The sequence below is a fragment of the Streptomyces sp. NPDC096136 genome, from assembly GCF_044763325.1.
GTDB lineage: Bacteria > Actinomycetota > Actinomycetes > Streptomycetales > Streptomycetaceae > Streptomyces.
Map to the genome: position 1 here is coordinate 92,473 of NZ_JBIWFZ010000017.1, position 21,791 is coordinate 114,263.

Annotated in this window: 19 protein-coding genes; 11 read left to right on the forward strand and 8 right to left on the reverse strand. The window is 74.8% G+C overall.

Going from position 1 to position 21,791, the window contains the following annotated elements; all coding sequences use genetic code 11:
* Positions 1-44: 44 nt before the first annotated feature.
* Both ACIRBY_RS28675 and ACIRBY_RS28680 read right to left on the reverse strand, forming a co-directional pair.
* Positions 45-500, reverse strand: a complete 456-nt coding sequence (locus ACIRBY_RS28675; protein WP_403905755.1) for an iron chaperone — start codon at positions 498-500, stop codon at positions 45-47.
* A gap of 68 nt (positions 501-568) precedes the next feature.
* Positions 569-922 (reverse strand): VOC family protein, encoded by a 354-nt coding sequence (locus ACIRBY_RS28680; protein ID WP_403905757.1) that lies wholly within the window; start codon positions 920-922, stop codon positions 569-571.
* A 234-nt stretch (positions 923-1,156) separates the two neighbouring features.
* On the opposite strand from ACIRBY_RS28680, the gene ACIRBY_RS28685 reads away from it, so the two are divergent.
* Complete coding sequence (locus tag ACIRBY_RS28685) at positions 1,157-3,979, forward strand: ATP-binding protein (protein WP_403905760.1); 2,823 nt, start codon at positions 1,157-1,159, stop codon at positions 3,977-3,979.
* Between the two features lie 9 nt (positions 3,980-3,988).
* Entirely contained in the window at positions 3,989-4,522 is a 534-nt protein-coding gene (locus tag ACIRBY_RS28690) for a hypothetical protein (protein WP_403905762.1), read from the forward strand.
* Positions 4,523-4,815: 293 nt separating this feature from the next.
* Here ACIRBY_RS28690 and ACIRBY_RS28695 read toward each other — a convergent pair whose 3' ends face one another.
* Positions 4,816-5,670 carry an EamA family transporter gene (locus ACIRBY_RS28695; protein ID WP_403905764.1) on the reverse strand — a complete coding sequence of 285 codons (855 nt, stop codon included), beginning with the start codon at positions 5,668-5,670 and terminating at the stop codon, positions 4,816-4,818.
* Between the two features lie 14 nt (positions 5,671-5,684).
* Here ACIRBY_RS28695 and ACIRBY_RS28700 point away from each other — a divergent pair, with 14 nt between their 5' ends.
* Both ACIRBY_RS28700 and ACIRBY_RS28705 read left to right on the forward strand, forming a co-directional pair.
* A complete protein-coding gene (locus ACIRBY_RS28700; protein WP_403905767.1) occupies positions 5,685-6,533 on the forward strand; it encodes a MurR/RpiR family transcriptional regulator in 849 nt (282 codons plus the stop codon).
* Between the two features lie 121 nt (positions 6,534-6,654).
* Positions 6,655-7,866 (forward strand): PP2C family protein-serine/threonine phosphatase, encoded by a 1,212-nt coding sequence (locus tag ACIRBY_RS28705; RefSeq protein WP_403905769.1) that lies wholly within the window; start codon positions 6,655-6,657, stop codon positions 7,864-7,866.
* A gap of 12 nt (positions 7,867-7,878) precedes the next feature.
* Here the strand turns inward: ACIRBY_RS28705 and ACIRBY_RS28710 are convergent, their stop codons facing one another.
* Positions 7,879-8,349 carry a protein kilB gene (locus ACIRBY_RS28710; RefSeq protein WP_403905772.1) on the reverse strand — a complete coding sequence of 157 codons (471 nt, stop codon included), beginning with the start codon at positions 8,347-8,349 and terminating at the stop codon, positions 7,879-7,881.
* Between the two features lie 278 nt (positions 8,350-8,627).
* On the opposite strand from ACIRBY_RS28710, the gene ACIRBY_RS28715 reads away from it, so the two are divergent.
* On the forward strand, positions 8,628-9,170 hold the full coding sequence (locus ACIRBY_RS28715; RefSeq protein ID WP_403905774.1) for a hypothetical protein: 543 nt from the start codon (positions 8,628-8,630) through the stop codon (positions 9,168-9,170).
* 90 nt (positions 9,171-9,260) lie between these two features.
* Positions 9,261-10,541: a serine hydrolase domain-containing protein gene (locus ACIRBY_RS28720; RefSeq protein ID WP_403905776.1), complete on the forward strand. Its 1,281-nt coding sequence runs from the start codon at positions 9,261-9,263 to the stop codon at positions 10,539-10,541.
* Positions 10,542-10,559: 18 nt separating this feature from the next.
* On the opposite strand, the gene ACIRBY_RS28725 is transcribed toward ACIRBY_RS28720, so the two are convergent.
* Complete coding sequence (locus ACIRBY_RS28725) at positions 10,560-11,117, reverse strand: DinB family protein (RefSeq protein ID WP_403905779.1); 558 nt, start codon at positions 11,115-11,117, stop codon at positions 10,560-10,562.
* Positions 11,118-11,285: 168 nt separating this feature from the next.
* Here ACIRBY_RS28725 and ACIRBY_RS28730 point away from each other — a divergent pair, with 168 nt between their 5' ends.
* Genes ACIRBY_RS28730 through ACIRBY_RS28740 form a run of 3 tightly spaced genes read left to right on the forward strand, consistent with a single transcriptional unit; the run spans position 11,286 to position 14,306 of the window.
* Positions 11,286-13,181, forward strand: a complete 1,896-nt coding sequence (locus ACIRBY_RS28730) for an alkyl/aryl-sulfatase (protein WP_403905781.1) — start codon at positions 11,286-11,288, stop codon at positions 13,179-13,181.
* Between the two features lie 36 nt (positions 13,182-13,217).
* The gene (locus tag ACIRBY_RS28735) at positions 13,218-13,904 is read left to right on the forward strand and encodes an alpha/beta fold hydrolase (protein WP_403905783.1); all 687 of its coding nucleotides are present in this window, start codon (positions 13,218-13,220) and stop codon (positions 13,902-13,904) included.
* A 51-nt stretch (positions 13,905-13,955) separates the two neighbouring features.
* Positions 13,956-14,306, forward strand: a complete 351-nt coding sequence (locus ACIRBY_RS28740; protein ID WP_403905785.1) for an STAS domain-containing protein — start codon at positions 13,956-13,958, stop codon at positions 14,304-14,306.
* 33 nt (positions 14,307-14,339) lie between these two features.
* Here the strand turns inward: ACIRBY_RS28740 and ACIRBY_RS28745 are convergent, their stop codons facing one another.
* The 3 genes from ACIRBY_RS28745 to ACIRBY_RS28755 form a co-directional block, all read right to left on the reverse strand.
* A complete protein-coding gene (locus tag ACIRBY_RS28745) occupies positions 14,340-14,642 on the reverse strand; it encodes a hypothetical protein (protein WP_403905787.1) in 303 nt (100 codons plus the stop codon).
* 168 nt (positions 14,643-14,810) lie between these two features.
* A complete protein-coding gene (gene pgm / locus ACIRBY_RS28750) occupies positions 14,811-16,451 on the reverse strand; it encodes a phosphoglucomutase (alpha-D-glucose-1,6-bisphosphate-dependent) (protein WP_403905789.1) in 1,641 nt (546 codons plus the stop codon).
* Between the two features lie 171 nt (positions 16,452-16,622).
* Positions 16,623-17,453: a class I SAM-dependent methyltransferase gene (locus ACIRBY_RS28755; protein ID WP_403905791.1), complete on the reverse strand. Its 831-nt coding sequence runs from the start codon at positions 17,451-17,453 to the stop codon at positions 16,623-16,625.
* 112 nt (positions 17,454-17,565) lie between these two features.
* Between ACIRBY_RS28755 and ACIRBY_RS28760 the strand changes: the two genes are divergently transcribed.
* Positions 17,566-19,761: a DUF4139 domain-containing protein gene (locus tag ACIRBY_RS28760; protein ID WP_403905794.1), complete on the forward strand. Its 2,196-nt coding sequence runs from the start codon at positions 17,566-17,568 to the stop codon at positions 19,759-19,761.
* An 8-nt stretch (positions 19,762-19,769) separates the two neighbouring features.
* Positions 19,770-21,332, forward strand: a complete 1,563-nt coding sequence (locus ACIRBY_RS28765; RefSeq protein WP_403905796.1) for a DUF4139 domain-containing protein — start codon at positions 19,770-19,772, stop codon at positions 21,330-21,332.
* Positions 21,333-21,791: the final 459 nt, after the last annotated feature.

Here is a 21,791-nt window from a genome sequence, read left to right on the forward strand (position 1 = left end):
CGGGGCGGCGCGGGCCCGGGACGGCGCGGGCCCCGGGGCGTGCCTCAGCTCACCGCCCGCTTCACCAGGGCGGCGATCCGCGCCTCCACCTCGGCCGTCACCTCGGTCAGGGCGAAGCCGGCCGCCCACATCGGGCCGTCGTCCAGCTGCGCCCGGTCGCTGAACCCGAGCGTGGCGTAGCGCGCCTTGAACTTCTCCGCGGACTGGAAGAAGCAGACGATCTTGCCGTCCCGTGCGTAGGCCGGCATCCCGTACCAGAGCTTCGGCGCGAGGACCGGGGAGGCGGCGGTGACGACCGCGTGGACGCGCTCGGCCATGATCCGGTCCGAGTCCTGCATCTCGGCGATCTTCGCGAGGACGTCCTGCGCCTCCTGCGCCGCCTTGTCCGCCTTCGAGCCGCGGCGCGCCGCCGTCTTCCTGAGTTCCTGCGCGTGGTCCTTCATCGCGGCCCGCTCCTCGGCCGTGAATCCCTGGTGCGTGGTGACGTCGGTGCTGCTCATGGTGGATCTCCCTGGAGGTTGTGGAGGGGTGGACCTGGAGGTGCGGATATCGCCGGGCGGGGTGCTCGTCAGCCCTGGACCAGTCCGAGGAGGTTGCCGTCGGGGTCGATGACGGTGGCCACCAGGCGGCCGCCGCCGACATCGTGCGCGGGCTCCTTGGCCGTGGCGCCCGCGGCGGTCACCTCGGCGACCTTCGCCTCGACGTCCGGGACGTGCCAGTAGGCCACCGGCGTGGTCAGGCCCTGCGGTCCGCCGCCCGGGAGGAGGCCGATGTGCTGGCCGGCGACGTCGAAGCCGACGTAGTGGGGCCCGTCGGTCTGCGGCTCGACACCGAGCAGCGCGGCGTACACCGCCTTGGCCTGGGCGAGGTCGGACACGGGGTGCAGCACGGTCTTGACGCCCTGGGTGGAAGAGGCGGTCACGGTCACTCCTGTCATCGCGGGTTCGGGTCGGCCCGGTGGTCGCCGGGCCGTTCCCTGTGACCACAGCTTCCCCCGGCCGCGGTACGGGACGCCTCCGTGCCGACCACGGAAAGGACCACGGAAAGGACCACGGAGGGGACCGCGGAAGGACCGTGGAAGGACCGTGGAAGGAACACGGAAGGACCGCGGAAGGACCGCGGAAGGACTGCGGGAAGGAGTACGGATAATGACCCGGTGGCCACTCCAGTGATCTCTGCCCGGGAAGCCGACGTGCTCGCTCTGCTCGGGGAGCACCTGAGCAACGCGGAGATGGCCGCGCGGCTCTTCATCTCCGTGCGGACGGTCGAGTCGCACGTCTCCTCGCTGCTGCGGAAGTTGGAGGTGCCGGACCGGCGGGCCCTGTCCCGTCGGGCGCCCGGACCGGCGCGCGCCGAGCGGGCCCGCCCGGCACCCGTTCTTCCGGCCCCGCTGACGGCGTTCGTCGGCCGTACCCGGGAACGCGCGGACCTGGCAGCGGCGGTGACGGGGCGTCGGCTGGTGACCGCCGTCGGCCTGGGCGGGGTGGGCAAGACACGGCTCGCCCTGACGGTGGCGGCCCAGGTGGCCGACGAGTTCGCCGACGGGGTGTGCTTCGTCGACCTGGTCCCGGTCACCGACCCCGGGCGGGTGGGCGCCGCGGTCGCCGCGGCCATGGGCGTGGGCGAGCAGCCCGGACGGGACATCGACGACGCGCTCACCGCCGCGTTGACGGACCGCCGGGCCCTGCTGGTGCTGGACAACTGCGAGCAGGTGCGCGACGGGGTGGCGCCCTTCCTGGAGCGGCTCCTCGTGGCCTGTCCGGGGATACGGGTGCTCGCGACCAGCCGGGCCCGGCTGATGGTGCCGTTCGAGTGGGTCTTCCCCGTGCCCCCGCTCTCGCGGGTCGGCGGCGGCGGGTCGGAGGCGGTCGCCCTGTTCCTGGAGCGGGCGGCGGCGGTCGGCCGGGCCCCCGGTCCGGCCGAACGCGACCGGATCGCGGCCCTGTGCGAACGGCTCGACGGCATGGCCCTGGCCATCGAACTGGCGGCGGCGCGGTGGTCCACGCTCGGTCTGGACGGCCTGACCGCCGGCCTCTCCGACCAGCTGCGGATCCTCGCCGGCGGCCCCCGCGCCGACGGCAGGCACCGGTCGGTGCGGGCCGTCCTCGACTGGAGCCACGACCTGCTCGCACCGCAGGACCGGGCCCTGCTGCGACGGGTGTCGGCGTTCGTCGCCCCCTTCACCGCCGAGTCCGCCGCCGAGGTGGCCGGGTTCGCCCCGCTGGAGGCGGCCGCGGTCGCCGACGGGCTCGGCCGGCTCGCCGAGCAGAGCCTGCTCGCCGTGACCCCCTCCGGGACCGGCACCCGCTACCACGCCCTGGAGACCCTCCGCCAGTACGGCACGGAGCGGCTCACCGACGCCGACGAGCTCACCGGCGTCCGAACACGCCATCTGGCCTGGTGCCTGGCCGGTGCGGCCGGCCTCGAGGACGCGGGCACCCCGCACTGGCGGGCCCGGTTCGACGCGGTCGCGGAGGACCTGCGGGCGGCCCTGAGCTGGGCCGCGGACCGGCCCGAGCAGCGCGCGGACGCCTACCGTCTCGCCCTGTCCCTGGCCGGACTGTCCTTCACCCGCAACCTGCTGGGCGAAGCCCAAGAGCGCTACGAGCAGGCGGCCTCGCTCGCCGCCACCGACACCGGGGCCGCCGCCGCACTGCGACAGGCCGCCGGGGTGGCCGGTTGCCGCAGGCTCGGCGACGACATGTACCGCCTGCACCGGGCCGCGGCCGAAGCCGCCCTCCGGGCCCGCGACACCGCCGGGGCTGCCTGCGACCTGGCGGCCGCCGCCACGGCCGCGTACCGCTTCTCCAGCACCTTCGTCCGGGTCCCGCCCGTGGACGAGGTGACCGGCCTCCTCGCCCGGGCGCGCGAGCTGGCCGGTCAGGACGACCCGGCCGCCGTGGCGGCCGTCGCGCTGGCCGAGGCGGCGGTGACCGCCGACGCGTTCGGCGCCGTCCAGGGCGCCCCGGACAACGCCGCGCCCGACACCGTCGCCTCCGCCCGACGGGCCGTCGAACTCGCCCGGCGCGCGGGCGACCCGGTGGCACGGTCCGCCGCCCTCGACGCGCTCTCCGGCGCCCAGAGCTGGGCGGGTGACACCTTCGCCGCCGCGGCCGCCGCCCGGGACCGGATCGACGTCCTGGCCCCGGCGCCGAGCACCCCCGCCCGGACGCACGAGCTCATCGACGCCCTCGCCATGGCCGCCGCGACCGCCGTCGGCGCGGGCGAGCTGACGGCGGCCCGCCGCTGGGGCGCCCGGCTCGCGGACCAGCCCCAGCTCGCCGACGTGGGGGACCACGCCACCTCCTGGCTGCTCGTCGCCGACGCCTTCGCGGGCCGCGCCGACGAGGTGCTCACCGCCGGCGTGCGCTTCCTCGACGGCTGGGAGCGCACCGGCCGGCAACGCTCGTTCTCGCTCGGCCCGGCGGCCGCCGCCGTCGCGATGGTCCACGGCCTGCGCGGGGACGACGAGGCCCGGGCGACGTGGCTGGCGATCGCCGACCGGACGGCCGGCGAGGAAGACCGCCTCCTCGGCCACGGCGCCGTCTTCGACGCCATGGTCCTGCTCCATCAGGGGAACGCACGCGCGGCCCTCGACCGCGTGGCGCCCGACGCGCAGCAGGTGTGGAAATGGGTCTGCTGGGTCTGGCTGCACTGGTACGAGGCGCTCCGCGCGGAGGCGGCCGCCCTGGCCGGCCACCCGGACGCCCGCGCCCGGATCACCGCCGCCCGCGCCGTGGTCACAGGGAACCCGGTCGCCACCGCCCTGGTGGAACGCGCGGAGGCGCTCCTCGACGGCGACCGGCCGCGCCTGCTGGCCACCGCGGCGGCGTTCGACGCGGCCGGCTGCCGCTACCAGTGGGCGCGCACCCTCCTGCTCGCCGGAGGCGAACACACCACGACCGGGACGTCCGCCCTGGCCGACCTCGGACTCGCGCCCATGACCGTGGCCCCGGGGCGAGGTGCGCCGCGGTTGTAGGGTCTCCCCGTGGACGTCAACGGCTGGTTCGAGGTGGAGGACCCGGAAGAGTACGGCGAGGAGCCCTGGGACTTCGACGAGGCCGAACGGGCGTTCCTGGCAGCCGTGCGGGCCCGGGCCGCCGACTGGCGGGTGCCGTGGGCGCCCAGTCAGGTCGGACGGCCCGAGGACGGGTCGTCGTTCCTCCTCCACATCGGCCTGCTCGATGAGCAGCACCGGCTGGTGCTCGGCGAGTGGGCCGTGCACTTCCACGGCACGCACGTACTGGCCGGGAAGGTCCGCGACCAGCTCCTCAGTCTGCACGGGCCGCCCCAGCCCGGCTCCTTCCGGGCTTCCGGAACCGTCGAGGAGCTCGCGGAGCGGTGCGCCGGATGGTTCGAGGGCCTGCTGGGCCGCCCTGTCGTCCGCGTGGAATGGCCGCTGAAGGACGGAAGGTCCGCGACCCACTGGGAGTTCGCCGACACGGGCGAGGTCCTGGCGGTGCGCGGCTCCGTCCCCGCCGACGGCTCGTCCCCGGCCCACCGCATCCCGGTCCGTCCCTGATCCGCCGGGCGGTCTCCCCGTGCCGCAGCACGGCCGGCCGCACCGGAGCGGGTCGGCCGCGGCGCGCCCACTCCTCGGCCGGCGTGCGGATGCTGCACACCCAGGGCGCGCATCCGGTGGCGAGCTCGCGGGCCGCATTGCCGTCCTCCGCAGCGCTGACCCCGTGCATCGGCGGTGGGGCCGTCCACCACCGAGGGCACTCCAGCGGCTTCGACAAAGCACCGGCGCCTTCCGCTCCAAAGCCGTCTGACCCCGCCCACCGCCGCCCGGTTCCGCCCGCCGGCCGGGCTCCCTCAGGCGCCGGCGGTGAGCTGGAGGACCGCGATGCCCGCCAGGACGGCGACGCTGGCGGTGATGCGCCGGTGGCCGAGGCGTTCGCGGAACACGACCGCGCCGATCAGGGCGCCGAAGACGATGCTGGTCTCGCGCAGTGCGGCGATGGTGGAGAGGTCGCCGCGGGACTGGGCCCAGACGACCAGCCCGTACGCCAGCAGCGAGAGCAGTCCGCCGGCCAGGCCCCGCCCGCACAGCGGCCGCAGCGCGGTGAACAGCGAGGGGCCCCGGCGGGCCCAGGCGACGAGCGGGAGGACGAGCCCCTGGCAGAGGAAGAGCCAGGCGATGTAGCCGAAGACGCTGCCGGAGACCCGTACGCCCGTGCCGTCGACGAGGGTGTAGGAGGCGATCATCACGCCGGTGCCGAGAGCGGCGGCCAGCGCGGGCAGCTGGGCGCGGCCGGGTATGCCGTCCGCGAGGGCGAGCCCGGCGAGCCCGCAGGCGACGACCGCGATGCCGAGGGCCTGGCCGGCGGGCAGGGAACGGCCCAGGAGGGTGGTGGAGACCAGGGCCACCACGACGGGGGAGGTGCCCCGGGCGGTCGGGTACATCTGGCCGAAGTCGCCGAGCTGGTAGGCGCGCAGCAACAGGACCTGGTAGGCGGCCTGGAGCGCGGCGGAAGCGGCGATGTACGGCCAGGCCGCCGGGGCGGGCAGCGGGGCGAGCCAGACGAGGACGGCTCCGCAGCCGGCGGAGGCGAGGCTGATGAGCGTGAAGCCGGCCAGCTTGTCACGCAGGCCGTGGGTGAGGGCGTTCCAGACGGCGTGCAGCACCGCCGAGGCGAGGACGACGACGGGTACGGAATTTATTTCCATACTAGAATCATTACATGGAACAGAATTCCGCCATGAGGGGCGGGCTCGCCGCCCACATCCGCGCCCACCTGTCCGAGCTGCGGGACACCGAGGCCAGGGTCGCGCAGATCGTCCTGGACAAGGGCGAGGACGTGGTGCACCTCAGCGTCAGCGATGTCGCGGCGCTGGCCGGCACCGCGCCGTCCTCCGTCGTACGGGCCTGCCAGCGGCTGGGGTTCCGCGGGTTCCAGGAGCTGAAGATCGCCGCCGCCCGGCAGGCGCCCGCCCAGGAACCCTCCCGGGAGCGCGACCCGGCGGCCCGCGCCCTCGCGGAGACGGTCCGCGCCGCCCGGGAGGCCCTGGACGGGCTGGCGGCGACGGTGAGCCCGGAGCGGCTGCGCACCGCGGCAGGACTGATCGACGCGGCCCCGCGGGTGCTGGTGGTCGGCGCCGGACTCTCCGGCGCGGTCGCCCTGGACACCGCCTACCGCCTGCGCGCCCTGGGCTGCGCGGTCGACGCCCCGGCCGATCCGCTCACCGCCCAACTGGCCGCCGCGCAGCTGACCGCCGCCGACGTGTGCCTGGCCATCAGCCATACCGGCGCCACCCGCACCACCGTGGACATCGCCCGGGGTGCGCGGCGGGCCGGGGCCCGGGTCCTCGCCCTCACGAGCTACGCCCGCTCGCCCCTGAGCGAGTCCAGCGACTGCACGCTCGTCGCGGGCGGCCAGGACCTGGTGTTCGGACTCGAAACCGTCGCCAGCCGGCTGGCCCACCTCACCGTGGTCGACGCCCTCACCCTCACCCTGCTGGAGCTGCGCGGAGCCCCGGCCGAAGCGGCGCTGCGCCTCTCGGCCGACGTCACCGTCGACCACTCGTACTGACGGCCCGTACTGACGGCTCGTACTGGCGGCGGACCCGGCACGCCGTGGCCGCCCGCACCGGGGGACCCCGCGCGGCGCGTACACGGTGGCAGGCCCGCCGACGGCGGAGGATGGTGGAGGTGTGGACGACCCCCTGCTCGGGTCCGTGCTGGCCCGCCTGCTGGAACGGTGCCACGACGCCGCCCCCGGCGAGCTCTCCGACCTCATCGAGGGGGCGGCGCGTGACCTGGGCCTGGCCCGCGCCGTGGTCTACCTCGCCGACGTCCAGCAGATGGACCTCGTCCCCCTCCACCGGCAAGGCGGCACGGGGGAGGCGCTGGCCGTGGACGGCACGCTGGCCGGCTGGTGCTACCGCACCCGATCGCCGCGCCTGGCCGAGGACCCCCCGCACCTGGTGCTGTGGCTGCCCCTGGTCGACGGCATCGAGCGCATGGGCGTCCTCCGCCTCGCCGCGCCGGCCCTGGACCCCGGCGCGCTCGAACGCGCCAGAGCGCTGGCGTCCCTGACCGCCCTGCTGGTGGTGTCCAAGACGCCCTACAGCGACGACCTGCTCACGGCGGTGCGGACCCGCCCGATGACGCTGCAGGCCGAACTCGCGTGGGCCTTCATGCCGCCGCGCACGCTGGGCACCGCGGCGGTGACCTCCAGTGCCGTGCTGGAGCCCGCCTACGAGATCGGCGGCGACGCGTTCGACCACGCGCTCGGCGAGCGGAACCTGCACCTGACCCTGGTCGACGCCATGGGCCACGACACTGCCTCCGGCCTGTGCGCGGCACTCGCCCTGGCCGGCTGCCGCTCCACCCGCCGCACCGGCGGCAGCCTGGCCGACATCGCCCCCGTCGTCGACGAGGCCCTGTCCCGCTGGGTCCCGGACCGGCTCCTGACCGCCGTCTTCGCCGACCTCGACCCCGTCACCGGAGAGCTGGAGTGGGTCAACTGCGGCCATCCGCCGCCGCTGCTGATCCGCCACCAGCACGTGGTGGCCGGCGCCCTGGCCCGACGGCCCCACCTCCCCCTCGGCCTCGGACCCGGCCAGGCGGGCCCCGCCCCGCCGGTGGAGCGCTTCCAGCTCGAACCCGGGGACCGGATCCTCATCCACACCGACGGGGTCACCGAGGCCCGTTCCCCGGCCGGAGGGTTCTTCGGGGAAAGCCGCCTGGTCGACACCGTGGTCCGCGCCACCGCCGCGGGCGAGCCCGCACCCGAGGCGTTGCGCCGGCTCCTCCACGACATCCTCGCCCACAGCGGGCGCCTCACCGACGACGCCACCATCCTGCTGGCCGAGTGGCACCCGTCCCGCAGCCCTGACGGGCGTACCGGGGGAGGGGCCTGACGGTCCGTCCGGTCAGCGGTGGTCGGGGCGCAGCCGCGCGGCGGCTGCGGAGACGAAGGCCGTGGCCGCTTCCTTGGCCGCGTGCCGCAGGGTGTCCAGTTCGGCGCGGCTGGTGGCGTTGCGCAGCGCGTACGTCGCATCGGCGGCCCGCTGGGCGGCGCGGGCCAACTCGGGGACCAGGACCTGGAGGCGGACGTGGGGCGCGGTGACCGCCGTCCGCGTGTCGTGGGACTTGGTCTGGGCCTCCACCTCGTGCTCGGTGCCGGCTCCGAGCAGGGTCAGGCGCTCGCGGTGGAAGAGCGCCGAACGGTGCGCGTCCAAGGCGGCGGCGAAGTCGGTGACGGCACCGAGCTGGTCCCGGCGGTGGTCGTCGGCGCGCTGCTCGGCACGTGCGGTGCGTGCGGCGCGCTGCTGGAGGAGCCCGGCCGTGAGGGCGCCGGCCAGGGTGCCGAGTACGGCGATGATCGAAGTCCACAGGGGCACGGGCTGTCGGGTCCTCTGCGGGTTCGGTCCGGTCGGACGGCCCGGCGGGGCGGCGGAGGGGGCGTGCAGCGAACTGTAGATCAACACACCGGATCGTGGGACGGCTTCGGCACACGGGGACGGCCCCCGGCCGGCCCCGTCCGCTTGCGCGGTTCCCGGTCGACACCTGGCGGTGGCCGGGGGACGATGGACGGAGCGGGCCCCCCGGGGACGTACCCGGCCGCCCCGCTTCCCCCCCCTCCTTTCCTCCGCCCGTCTCCCCGGATGGGAGTTTCCTGATGCACGGACGTACTCGGCGTGCCCTGGTGACCTCTCTTCTCGTGGCGTGCGGCGCCGCCGTCACACCGCACGCCGGCGCGGCCGCCCTGCCCGCCGCGAGTTGTACGGTCAGGCCGTCGCCGGACGGAACCTCCGTAACGATCTCCGGCGAAGGGTTCAGCGCACCCCGCAACCTGAACGACGGCGAGACCACCGAGCGCCTGAACGTGGACGCGAACGGTACGTTCCTGCTCAAGCGGTTCCAGAAGAACGCGCACTACACGGTGCTCGCGGTCAACGAGGACCAGGACTTCGTCTTCGTGAACTGCAAGGTGGTCAACCCGAACACGCCCACCCCGGTCCCCAGCCCCCACCGCTTCGGCTCCCGGCAGGACCGCGTGCAGGGGCTGCAGGACGGCGCCCAGGCGGGCCTGGCGGCAGCGGCCGACAGCTGTTCCGCTCCGCCGGTGGCGGACAAGAGCGGCGCGCAGCGCAGTGACGCCTACTGGCAGTCCTGGACCCGGGCGGCCGACCGCGTCTTCCACCGGGCCTGCGGCGGCTGAGGGCCGGGCCCGGCCGCTCCGCCGTGCGGGTGGAAACCGCCCCGCCTAACCTGGGAAGGACTCGATGCCCCGGTCGGGTAGGAGGCAGACGTGAGCCATGCAGACAAGCGACAGCGCCTCTACCGGACGGCCTGCGTAGGGCTCGCCACGGCAGGCCTCCTCGCCCTCCCGGCCGCCGGCGCCGTCGCCCGCGCCCCGCAGCCCGCCCCGCAGCCGACCGCCTCGGCGCCCCCCTCGCCCGCAGGCGGCTTCCCCGTCCTCGACGACGCGATGGACGCCCGACTGGACCGGACCGTCCAGGACGTGCTGAAGAAGACCGGCGTCCCGGGCGCCATCGTCGGCATATCCGCACCCGGCAAGGGCGAGTACACCCGCGCCTTCGGCGTCGCCGACAAGGCCACGGGACAGCGGATGACGCCCGGCCTGTACTCGCGGATCGGCAGCGAGACCAAGACGTTCACGGTGACGGCGCTGCTCCAGCTCGCCCAGCAGGGCAAGGTGGGCCTCGACGACCCCATCGGCAAGTACGTCACGGGCGTCCCCAACGGGGACAAGGTGACCCTCAGGGAACTCGCGGGCATGCGCAGCGGACTGCTCAGCTACACGGCGACGCAACCCTTCTACAAGGCGTTCACCAGCGACCCGACGCGGCACTTCTCCCCCCGGGAACTGCTGGACTACGCCTTCGACGCACCCCAGCCGGTGATCTTCGCACCGAACGCGAAGTTCAACTACTCCAACACCAACCTCATCCTGCTCGGCCTCGTCGTCGAGAAGGCGTCCGGGCAGCCGCTCTCCGCGTACATCCACGACCGGATCCTGCGCCCCGCCGGGATGGACCGCACCAGCTTCCCCGACGACGCCGCGTTCCCCAGCCCGCACGCCCAGGGCTACACCCAGCAGACCGCGTCCGGGAAGACCGAGGCCGCCACCGACTGGAACCCCTCCTGGGGCTGGGCCGCCGGAGCGATGATCTCCGACCTGCACGACCTGCGGATCTGGGCCAGGACCGTGGCCACGGGCGTCTTCCCCGACGGCACGCGCATGGTCAGCCCGGAGATGCAGAAGCAGCGGCTCACCACCCCGCCCACCGCCATCCCCGGCGCGGGCTACGGCCTGGGCATCTTCGACGTGCAGGGCTGGATCGGCCACAACGGTTCGCTGCCGGGCTACCAGTCCCTCACCATCTACCTGCCCGAGCAGCGGGCGACCATGGTCGTGCTGCTCAACACCGACATCCCGTACGGGCCCCAGCAGGAGGAACCCAGCACGGTCTTCGGGCAGGCGCTCACCGAGGTCGTCACCCCCGGACACGTCTACGACCTGCCGGCGGCGGCGCAGAAGGACACGACGCCCGCGCCGACGCCCTGACGCGCCCGGACCGGCGCCTCAGGCCCGGTGGGCGTACAGGTCCCGGAGCAGGCAGACCTCCGCCCCGTGGTGGATCACCTCGCGGTTGACGTGCAGGACGAGCGTCGCCATCGACTCCCGCGCGTACGCCCCCTCGGCCTCCCCGCACGGCCGTGCCAGCCCCCGCGCGCCGAGACCGCGCACCCCGCCGACCCAGCGCGCATGGGCCGCGTCGAGCCGTTCCAGGGCCTCCGCCGCGGTCCGCGGATACGGGTACGTGGCGTAGTCCACGGGCGGCCCGCCGAAGTGCGAGGCGCTGCGCGCGCCCAGCACGCCCACGAGGACGTGGGCGAGGCGCCAGGCGATCGTCGTGACCGGCGCGGGAACCGGCTCCGGACGGGCCCAGTCGATCGCGAAGCCACCGGAGAGGCCCCCCACCGGGTCGGTGCCGCCGCCGCGCGGCCGTACCGACCAGCAGTCCGGTACCGGCTCCCAGAAGAGCTCGTCGTCGCTGAGGCCGTCCAGACGCGCGCGCAGCTGGTGCCGCCAGTGCCAGTCGAGCTGATCGGCGAGGAGCGAGCTCCAGTCCAGTGCCATGGCCCCCACGCTAGGGCGCGACCGCGGGCGTCGCCGGTGTCCGTGTGGTCCCGATCCGCCGCACGGAGCAACCCCGCTGGCCGCGCGGCCGCCCGGTGCGAACAGTGGCGGAGACGGCTGGAGCGACGCAACGCCACGGCGCGGACCTGGCGGGGAGTAGGGGAGCACATGGCGCAGGCACGTCGGTCGAAGGCGGCCCGGACGGAGATCGCCGCGGCCAACGAGGCGGTACGCGTGCGCTACCCCTTCGACGACACCCGGGACTTCGACGACGCGGCACGCGGCTTCCTCGGATCGCCGGACGACAGCCGCATTCCCGGTCCTCAGGGCGAGAGCGTGTGGGACCTCGACGCCTACGCGTTCCTGGGCCAGGACTGCCCGGAGACGGTCAACCCGAGCCTGTGGCGGCAGGGACGGCTGGTGACCCGCCACGGCCTGTTCGAGGTGACCGAGGGCATCTACCAGGTCCGCGGCTTCGACCTGTCGAACATGACGCTCGTCGAGGGGGAGCGCGGCGTCCTGGTGATCGACCCGCTGGTCTCCGCGGAGACCGCGGCGGCCGGACTCGCGCTCTACCGCGCCCACCGCGGCGACCGCCCCGTCACCGGCGTGCTCTACACCCACAGCCACGTCGACCACTTCGGCGGCGTCAGGGGCGTGGTCACCGACGCCGACGTGGCGGGCGGCGTGCCGGTGATCGCCCCCGAGGGCTTCCTCGCCCACGCCGTGAGCGAAAACGTCTACGCCGGGACCGCCATGGCCCGCCGCGCCGCCTACATGTTCGGGGCGGCCCTGCCCAAGGGGCCGCAGGGCCAGATCAGCGCCGGCCTCGGCCAGACCGCCTCGACCGGGTCGGTGGGACTCATCCCGCCGACCCTCACCGTGGCCCGCACCGGGCAGAGCGAGAGCGTCGACGGCATCCGCATGGTGTTCCAGATGACCCCGGGCACCGAGGCCCCCGCCGAGCTGAACATCCACTTCCCCGACCGGGCCGCCCTGTGCATGGCGGAGAACGCCACGCACAACCTCCACAACCTGCTGACCCTGCGCGGGGCCGAGGTCCGCGACGCACGCGTCTGGGCGCGCTACCTCACCGAAGCCATGGAGCTGTACCTGGCCGGGACCGACGTCGCGTTCGCCTCGCACCACTGGCCGGTGTGGGGCCGCGAGCGGGTGAGGGAGTTCCTGTCCGAGCAGCGCGACACGTACGCCTACCTCCACGACCAGACCCTGCGCATGCTCAACCAGGGGCTCACGGCGCCGGAGATCGCCGAGCTGATGGAGATGCCGCCCGCGCTGGAGCGCGCCTGGCACACCCACGGGTACTACGGCTCGGTCAACCACAACACCAAGGCCGTCTACCAGCGCTATCTCGGCTGGTACGACGGCAACCCCGCCCGCCTGTGGGCGTACCCGCCGGTCGAGTCCGCCCGACGGTACGTGGAGTTCATGGGCGGCGCCGACGAGGTCCTGCGCCGGGCCGGCGCCTCCTTCGCCGAGGGCGACTTCCGGTGGGTCGTCGAGGTCGTCAACCACGTGGTCTTCGCCGACCCCGACAACGCGCAGGCCCGCGCCCTGCAGGCGGACGCCCTGGAACAGCTCGGCTACGGCAGCGAGAACGGCACCTGGCGCAACTCCTTCCTGATGGGCGCCCTCGAACTGCGCCACGGCCCGGTCGGCACCCCCACCGTGGCGGTCGTACCGGACCTGCTGGCCGCCCTCACCCTCGACCAGCTCTTCGACGCCCTCGCCATCCGCGTCGACGGCCCCGGCAGCTGGGACAAGGAGGTCACCGTCCGCTGGAACCTGGACGACGGCCGGCGCGTCACCCAGTGGCTGCGCAACGGGGTCCTGGTCCACAGCTTCGGCGACGGCGGCCAGGACCGGGACCCGGACACCGAGATCACCCTGGCCGAAGCCGACCTGCGCGCGGTCCTGCTGGGGACGCTGCCCCCGCCGGAGCTCGCACGGCACGCCCGGATCACCGGTGATCCGTCCAAACTCGCCGAACTGCTCGGCTGCCTGACCGAACCCGACCCGGACTTCGCGATCGTCACGCCCTGACGGCCCCCCGTGTGCCGTTCTCCCAAGGAGGAGATCATGACCAGCAAAGCCGCCATCGTTTTCGCCCACGGACTCTGGGCCGACGGATCCTGCTTCGGCAAGCTCATCCCCACGCTCCAGGCCGAAGGCCACGAGGTCTTCAGCTCGCAACACGGCCTCGACTCGCTCGAAGGCGACGTCGCCTGCGTCACCCGCGCCATCGACCACGTGTCCGGCCCGGTCGTCCTCGTCGGCCACTCCTACGGCGGGACCCTGATCACCAAGGCCGGCGTCCACGACCGCGTGGGCGCCCTGGTCTACATCGCGGCGCTCGCCCCGGACGAGGGCGAGACCTCGCAGGACCAGCAGGAGAAGTTCCCCCGTACCCCCCTCTTCGACCACATCGAGGTCGCCGACGGCCGCATCTGGCTCCTCGAATCGGGCATCGGCGACTTCTGCGGTGATCTGCCGGCGGCCGAGCAGAAGCTCGTCCTCGCGACGGGCGCCGTACCGGTCCCCGACCTGTTCAACCAGCAGGTCCCCGGCACCGCCTGGCACACGAAGCCGAGCTGGTACATCGTCGCGAACGACGACCGCACCGTGCACCCCGACCTGGAGCGGGCGGCCGCCGAGCGCATCGGCGCGAAGACCTACGCCGTCGACAGCAGCCACGTCCCCATGCTCTCCCACCCCGACTTCGTACTGGACGTCATCCGCGACGCCGCGAGGACCCTCGAGGCGTAGGGCCGCCGCCGGCCCGGTCCAGGACGCGGACGCCGACAGAAGTGGAGGAGCATGGCCGAGTTCAGCACCCGGCAGGTCGGTGACCTGTCCGTCACCGTGGTCGACGTCACCGGCACCCTGGCCTGCGGGGCGACGGGTACCGGGGCGCTGACGCGGGTCGTCGCCGGGCTCCTCGAAGAGGGACGGACCAGGATCGTGGTCAACCTCGTCGAGGTCACCGAGGCCGATCAGCACGGGTTCCGCGAGCTCGCCGACTGCTACGTCCTCGCCTCCCGCGGGGGTGCCCGGCTGAGGCTGGCGGCCTTCGACCCGCAGGTCCGTGAGCTGCTCGCGGCCGGCCACTTGGGCAGCATCTTCGAGGTCTTCGGTTCCGAGGAGGCGGCCGTCGGCAGCTTCGTCTGAAGAGCCCCCGGCCGCGCTCCGGGATCCGGTGGGTCACCGGTGGCGTGCCGTCAGCTGGCCCTGTGCGTAGGGGTCGGCGTCGGGGGTGTACGGGCCGCCGTGGCCGGCTAGCACCTCGGTGATCCGGTGCCATTCCGCCAGGGCCGCCCGCGCGGCGGCGTCGGCCCCCGCCGTGGGGCCGACCGCGTCCAGGACGCGTTCGAGGGCGGCGGCCGCCTGATGGTGGGTCATCCCCACGGCTTCGCTCCGCACCCGGTCGCGGGCTTCGACCTCGTCCGGGGACGGCTCGTGCGGTTCCAGAGCGGCCTCGACGACGGCCTCTGTTTCCTCGGACATGGCGCCTCCTGTTCCCTCTTCCGTGGCCGCCCTTACCCCGGGGGCGGCCCGGCAACCCCCCTTCCGGCGCGCGGCGCCGGCCGGTCGACCCCGCGCCGGCCGGCGGCCCGACCCGCCGGCGTACGGTCACGGCGACCGCCGGGCCGGCCGCACCGGCCCACCGAGGGGTCAGGAGGACAGGGCCGCCGAGACGACCGAGCGCGCCGCTTCCTGGACCTCGGCGAGGTGTCCGGGGCCCCGGAACGACTCCGCGTAGATCTTGTAGACGTCCTCCGTGCCCGAAGGGCGGGCCGCGAACCAGGCGTGCTCGGTGGTCACCTTGATCCCGCCGAACGCCGCGCCGTTGCCCGGGGCGCTGATGAGCACGCCGGTGACGGCGTCTCCGGCCACGGTGTCCGCGGTGACCTGCTGCGGGGACAGCCGGCCGAGGACGGCCTTCTCCTCCCGGGTGGCCGGTGCGTCGACGCGGGCATAGGCGGGCGTGCCGAACCGGGCGGTGAGGACGTCGTACCGCTCGGAGGGGCTCTGCCCCGTGACGGCGAGGATCTCGGAGGCGAGCAGGGCGAGGAGGATGCCGTCCTTGTCGGTGGTCCACACGGAGCCGTCGCGGCGGAGGAACGAGGCCCCCGCGGACTCCTCGCCGCCGAACCCGAGGGTGCCGCCGGCCAGGCCGTCGACGAACCACTTGAACCCGACGGGGACCTCCACCAGTTCCCGGCCGAGGTCGGCGGCCACCCGGTCGATCATCCCGGAGGACACCATCGTCTTGCCGATGCCCGCGGACGCCGGCCAGCCCTCACGGTGGCGGTAGAGGTAGTCGATCGCGGTGGCGAGGTAGTGGTTGGGGTTCATCAGCCCGCCGTCCGGGGTCACGATGCCGTGCCGGTCGGCGTCGGCGTCGTTGCCGGTCGTGACGTCGAACCGGGCCCGGCCTTCGATCAGCGAGGCCATGGCGTGCGGGGAGGAGCAGTCCATCCGGATCTTCCCGTCCCAGTCCAGCGTCATGAACCGCCAGGTGGGGTCGGTCTCCGGGTTGACGACCGTCAGGTCGAGCCGGTGCTCCTCGGCGATGCGCCCCCAGTAGGCGACCGACGCCCCGCCGAGCGGATCGGCGCCGATGCGCACGCCGGCCGCCCGCACGGCGTCCAGGTCGAGGACGGAGGGCAGATCGCGGACGTAGGCCCCGAGGAAGTCGTACGCGGCGGTGGTGGGGGCCGCGACGGCCCGCGCGTACGGCAGCCTCCGGACCCCCTTCAGCCCGTCGGCGATGATCTCGTTGGCCCGGTCCTGGATCCAGCCGGTGGCCTCCGACCCGGCGGGCCCGCCGTGGGGCGGGTTGTACTTGAACCCGCCGTCTCCGGGCGGATTGTGCGAGGGGGTGACGACCACGCCGTCGGCCAGGGCGCCGGTGCGCCCGCGGTTGTGGGTGAGGATGGCGTGGGAGACCGCGGGCGTGGGGGTGTAGCCGTCCTCCGTGTCGACGAGGACGTGGACTCCGTTGGCGGCGAACACCTCGAGCGCCGTCACCCGGGCCGGTTCGGAGAGCGCGTGCGTGTCGGCCCCGAGGAACAGCGGGCCGCCCACGCCCTGCCGGGCCCGGTACTCGCAGATGGCCTGGCTCGTCGCCGCGATGTGGTCCTCGTTGAACGCGGTGGCCAGGGACGAGCCGCGGTGCCCCGAGGTGCCGAAGCCGACCCGCTGGGCCGGATCGGCGGGGTCCGGGTGCAGGGCGTAGTACGCGGTCACCAGCCGGGGCACGTCGACGAGGTCATCCGCCCGCGCCGGCCGCCCCGCTCGCTCGTTCGACATCCGTCCGTTCCTCCATACCGCTCGGGACCACCGATGGGGTCAGTGCCGTGCCGTGTCGTACCGTGCCGTGGCCGTACCGCAGACGGGAGCGACCGTGCCCCCGCCCGCCGCTACGATCCTCCTGCCCGTACGGCCTACCCAGCGGGGACCGCTCTTATCGGCCAGACGTCTCTAGCCGCTCCGGCGGGCGGTGAGGAGCAGGTATTCCCACTCCATGGCGCCGTCGCGCAGCGCGCCGGCCGCCAGGTCGGTGAGGGCGTCGTCCAGCTCGGCGGTCCGCCCGGGGTCGTCGGCGATGCTCCGGTAGACGGCGATGGTGGGCCCGTAGGCGGCCTTGAAGAAGTCGCGGAAGGCCTCCGGCTCCTCGAAGGCGTCCACGCGGATCGTCCGGCGGCGCGCGTCGACGTCGGTGACGCGGTCGCCGAGGAGCGTGCGCACGTGCTCCTCCTGCCCCCACAGGGGCGGCGGCTGGGCTCCGGGGGGAGGCGGCGGTGCGTACGGCTTCATGGTCGCGAACATCCGTCCGATGAAGCCTTCGGGGGTCCAGTTGAGCAGGCCGATGGTGCCTCCGGGCCGGCAGACCCGCACCAGTTCGTCGGCGGTGGCCTGGTGGTGCGGGGCGAACATGACCCCGACGCAGGACATCACCGTGTCGAAGGCGCCGGTGTCGAAGGGCAGGGCCTCGGCGTCCGCCTCCCGCCAGTCCAGTGTGACGCCGTGCGCCCGGGCCGCTTTGCGCCCCTCGGCCAGCAACTCGGGTGTGAGGTCGGAGGCGACCACGTGGCCGCCGGCCAGGGCGGCCGGGATCGAGGCGTTCCCGGACCCGGCGGCGACGTCCAGCACCCGGTCGCCGCCCTTGACGGCGCAGGCCTCCACCAGGGCGGGGCCGAGCGCCGCCACGACCTGTGTGGCGACCGCCGGGTAGTCGCCGAGCGCCCACATCGTCCGGTGCTTGGCCTTGAGCGCGAGGTCGGCGTCCCGTGCGTCCGATGTTCCAGTCACCTTTAATGCCCTTCACTGCGCTATGTCCTGGTTTGTTCTCCTGAGAGCATAGGGCTCGGTGCCGTCTTCTGCGTACGCTTCCACCAGAACGGACGCGGTGGGGGCGGTGCACATGAAATCGGAAGCAGCAGAACACCGGTGGGAGTCGACTCTCGATTCGGTGGTGGTGTACGCGCAGGGCGCGCTCTGCAGGCGCCTGGCCCGCGGCAGTGTGCCGCCCGACGGCAAGGTGCGGGTCACGGGACTGCCCCGGTCGCTGGAGCCGGGCTCGCTGCGGGCCCGGGTCCTGGGCGCCTCCGGAGCGCGCGTCACCGAGGCGCGGGTGGAGGTCGAGGCCGGCGCGCCCGGTGCGGGGACGCCCGACGGGCTGCGCCGCGAGGTCGAGCGGCTGACCGAGGCCCACGCGGCGGCGCAGGCCCGCCGGGACCGCCAGCTCGGCCTGATCGCCGAGGTCGGGGGCCTCAAGCCGGTGGCCCCCGCACGGAGGGAGGACGACCCGCCGCACCGCCGCACCCCGGTCGACGCATGGCTCGGCCTCGCCGACTTCGTCGACGAGCGGCTGGAACGCCTGCACGCCCGCCTCGCCGAGCTGGAGCAGGCGCTGGACTCCGTCGCGCACGAGCTGGCCGTCGCCGGCGACCGCCTCGCCCGCGCGTCGACCGACGCGCCGTCAGCACACGTGGGGACAGCGGTCTGCGCGGTCCTCTCCCTGGACCTCGCCGGGGGCGTGAAGGAGGAACAGGAAGCGGAAGCGGAACCGGCGCCGGACGTACGGCTGGAACTGGAACTGGAGTACGCGGTCCCGGGGGCGCTGTGGGTGCCGGCCTACCGGCTCAGTTGCCACCAGGGCGACACCGACGGCCGTCTTCTGATGCGTGCCTCGGTCGCCCAGCGCACCGGCGAGGACTGGTCCGGCGTACGCCTCGCCCTGGCCACCGCCGACCTCCGGCGCGGCAACGACCTGCCCAGGCTCCGCTCGATCCGCCTCGGCCGCCGCCAGGCCGCACCCGCGCCGTCCGGCTGGCGCGAGCCCCCCGCCGGGCTGGCGGACCTGTTCTCCGGATACGACGCGGCGGGCCCCCGCCCCCGTCCCCGCGTCCCGGGGCGGCCGGCCGCCGCCGCGGGCACGCCCGCCGGCTTCGGGGCCCGGCCCGGGGCAGGCGCCCCCGCGCCGACGCCCGCCCCGCCTGCGGCCCCCGCGCCGCCCCCCGCCCCCGCCGCTCCGGGCGGGGCCGCCGCTGCGCCGCCCGAACTCCCGCCGTCCGCCGCCCCGTCCCCGCAGCCCCCGGCCCCGCAGGGCTACGGCGCCGCGCCCGGCACCGCGCCGCGGGCCCGCTCGGCGCGGCCCGCGGGCCGCCCGCGCGCCGGCGGCGCCGCCGCCTCCTTCGCCGGGGCACCCGCCCCGGCGGGGCCGCCCGCGGCCCCCGGCGGCTCCCCGGTACCTCCAGCGCCCCCGGCCCCCGCGGCCGGACCGCCGCGGCCCGGCGGCGCCGACCTCGACTACGCGGCCCTCGTCCTCAGCGGACCCGACGAACGGGGCGCACGCCGGGGCCTGCTGTTCCCGGGCGCCCCCTCCGACCCGGTGGCTCAGGCACACCGGCGACGCGCCGAGGAGGTGGCCTCGCTGCCGCTGCCCGGCCACGCGGTGCGGCCCCGCGAGTCGGCGGGCTCCTTCGACCACCGGTTCGACGCCGCCGCCCGCACCGACATCCCGTCGGACGGCACCTGGCACACGGTCACCGTCACGGAGATCCCCGTCGGGCTGCGCACCGAACACCTCGCGGTGCCCTCCGTGGAGCAGACCGTGTACGCGACGCTGGTGCTGTCCAACGCCACCGACCAGGCCCTCCTGGCCGGCCCGGTCGAGGTCACCGTCGACGGGGAGTTCCTGCTGACCACGGCCCTGCCCACGCTCGCCCCCGGCGCCGTCCGCCGCGTCGGGCTCGGCCCCGCCGAAGGCATCCGGGTCACCCGCCGCACCCATCTGAACGAGTCGACGTCGGGCCTGCGCAACAACACGACCGTGCTCGACCACCGCGTCCACGTCGAGCTGGCCAACGGACTCGCCGGGCCCGTCACCATCGAGGTGCGCGAACGGATACCCGTCACCTCGGAGCCGGACGTCCGGATCGAGGACCGGGCCGACTGGAAGGCACCCGAGCCGGGCGCCGGGCCCGAGCACCACGCCCCCGGCACCCGCCTCTGGCGGCTCGACCTGCCCGCAGGCGCCACCGCCGCCCTCGAAGGCCGCTACGAGATCCGCATCCCGACCGGCAAGGCCCTGGCCGGCGGCAACCGCAGGAGCTGACCACCGCCATGACCACGGCCCCGAAGCCCATCGCCCTCCCCGTCACCGCCGTCACCTGCCTGGAGGACCGCGCCCACGTCGAACGGTCCGCCGTCCTCGACCTGGAGGCCGGCGTGCAGAAGCTGCGCCTCGGTCCCGTCAGCGCGCTCGCCGTCGACCGGACCCTCCACGCGGGGCTGACCGCCGACTTCCCCGCGACCGTGCTCGACGCGCGGATCGTCCGGACCTGGACGCCCCGCGGGCCGCTGCCGTCGGCCGGGGAGGATTCCGCCCTGCGCCTGCGCGTGCACGAACTCGAAGAGGAACGCAAGGACCTCGACCTGCAAAAGGACCGGTTGCACGCCCGCCTCGACGCACTCGGCCACCTCGCCGCCGACCTCCTGCGGGACATCTCCGAAGGCGCCGGCACGGGCGAGACCGACCCGGCCCGCTGGGCCGCCGAACTGGACCGCGTGGACGCTGAGCGCGACACCCACGGAGAGCGACTGCACACCCTCCAGGCCCGGTTCACCGCACTCGAATCCGAACTCGGCGCCACCCGGCGCGCGATGCTCCTCGCCGAGAAGGAGCCCGCGGAGCTGGTCGGCCACGTCGAGCTGACCGTGCACGCCGAGACCGCCGGCCGGGCCGGGCTGCGCCTGACGCACCTCTCCCCGTGCGCCATGTGGCGGCCCGCCTACCGGGCCGTGCTCGACGGGGACTCCCTGACGCTGGAGACCGACGCGATGGTCTGGCAGCGCACCGGCGAGGACTGGTCCGGCGTACGGCTGACCCTGTCCACGGCCCGTTCGGCGCGGACGACCACGCCGCCGCGGCTGGGCGAGGACAGGCTCACCCTCACCGACCGCTCCGCGGCGGAGCGCCGCACGGTCGACGTCGAACTGCGCGAGGAGGAGATCGCCGACCTCGGACCGACGCCCGTACGGGGCCTTCCGGGTGTCGACGACGGGGGCGAGACGCGCGTACTGGGCGCCCCCGCGCCGGTGTCCGTGCCCGGGGACGGACGCGCCCACCGGGTGCCGCTCTCCGCCTTCACGACGGGCACGGGCAGCGAGTACGCCTGTTCACCCGAAGCGGCGCCCCTGGTCACCCAGGTGGTGCGGTTCGACAACCTCTCCGGTCACGCCCTGCTGTCCGGTCCCGTGGACCTGGTCCGCGCGGGCGGGTTCACCGGCCGGGGCACGCTCGACATGACCGCGCCGGGAGCGCCCGTCGAACTGGCCTTCGGCAGCCGCGACGACCACGCGGTGGTCCGGCGCACCGAGGAGACCCGGGACACCACCGGGATCCTGCAGAAGACCGTGGTCACGCGCACCGTGCGGGTACACCTGTCCCGGTTCTCCGCACCCGGCGAGCAGGGCGACCGGGTGGTGGTCCTCCGCGAGCGGATACCGGTCTCCGAGGTCTCCGCGGTGGAGGTCCGGCTCCGCGAGGACGCCTGCTCCCCGGCCCCCGACACGGTCGACGCCGAGGGCATCGTCCGCTGGGCCGTCCCCCTCCCGCCCGGCGGCCGCAGGACGGTCACCCTGGTGTACGAGCTGACGGCGAACTCCAAGGTCACGGGGGTCTGAGCGGCCCGACCCCGGATGCGGCCCGCCTCCCACCAGCAGGGGCGGGAGGCGGGCCGGTACGGCCGCACGGGGCGCTTCCCGGTGACCCCGGCGGTCTACCTGGGTGCGACCGCGATGACGGCCCGTGTTCGTGCGCCACCCGCGTCGTGCGTTCCCCGCCTGTCGCTGGCTGACCGTGTCCGAGGCTTTCCCCGCGGAGACCCGCGCCGTGGCCATCGCGGAGCGCCGCTCGCTGGAGGACGTCGCCGAGCCGCCGTCGGCGGCGCAGCCCTCGGAACGGCACCCGCTGACACCGCGCGTACGGTTCGCCCGCGCCGCGGCGGACTACCGCCGCAGGCCTGCGCCCCTCCGCGCTCCGGGCGTTCGGCGTACGGATTCATCCCATCGGTGCTCGATATCCCGCCGGATCAGAAGCCGTCCGCATAACGCGATCAACCCCGGGGAGGTCTCGCGCGTAGT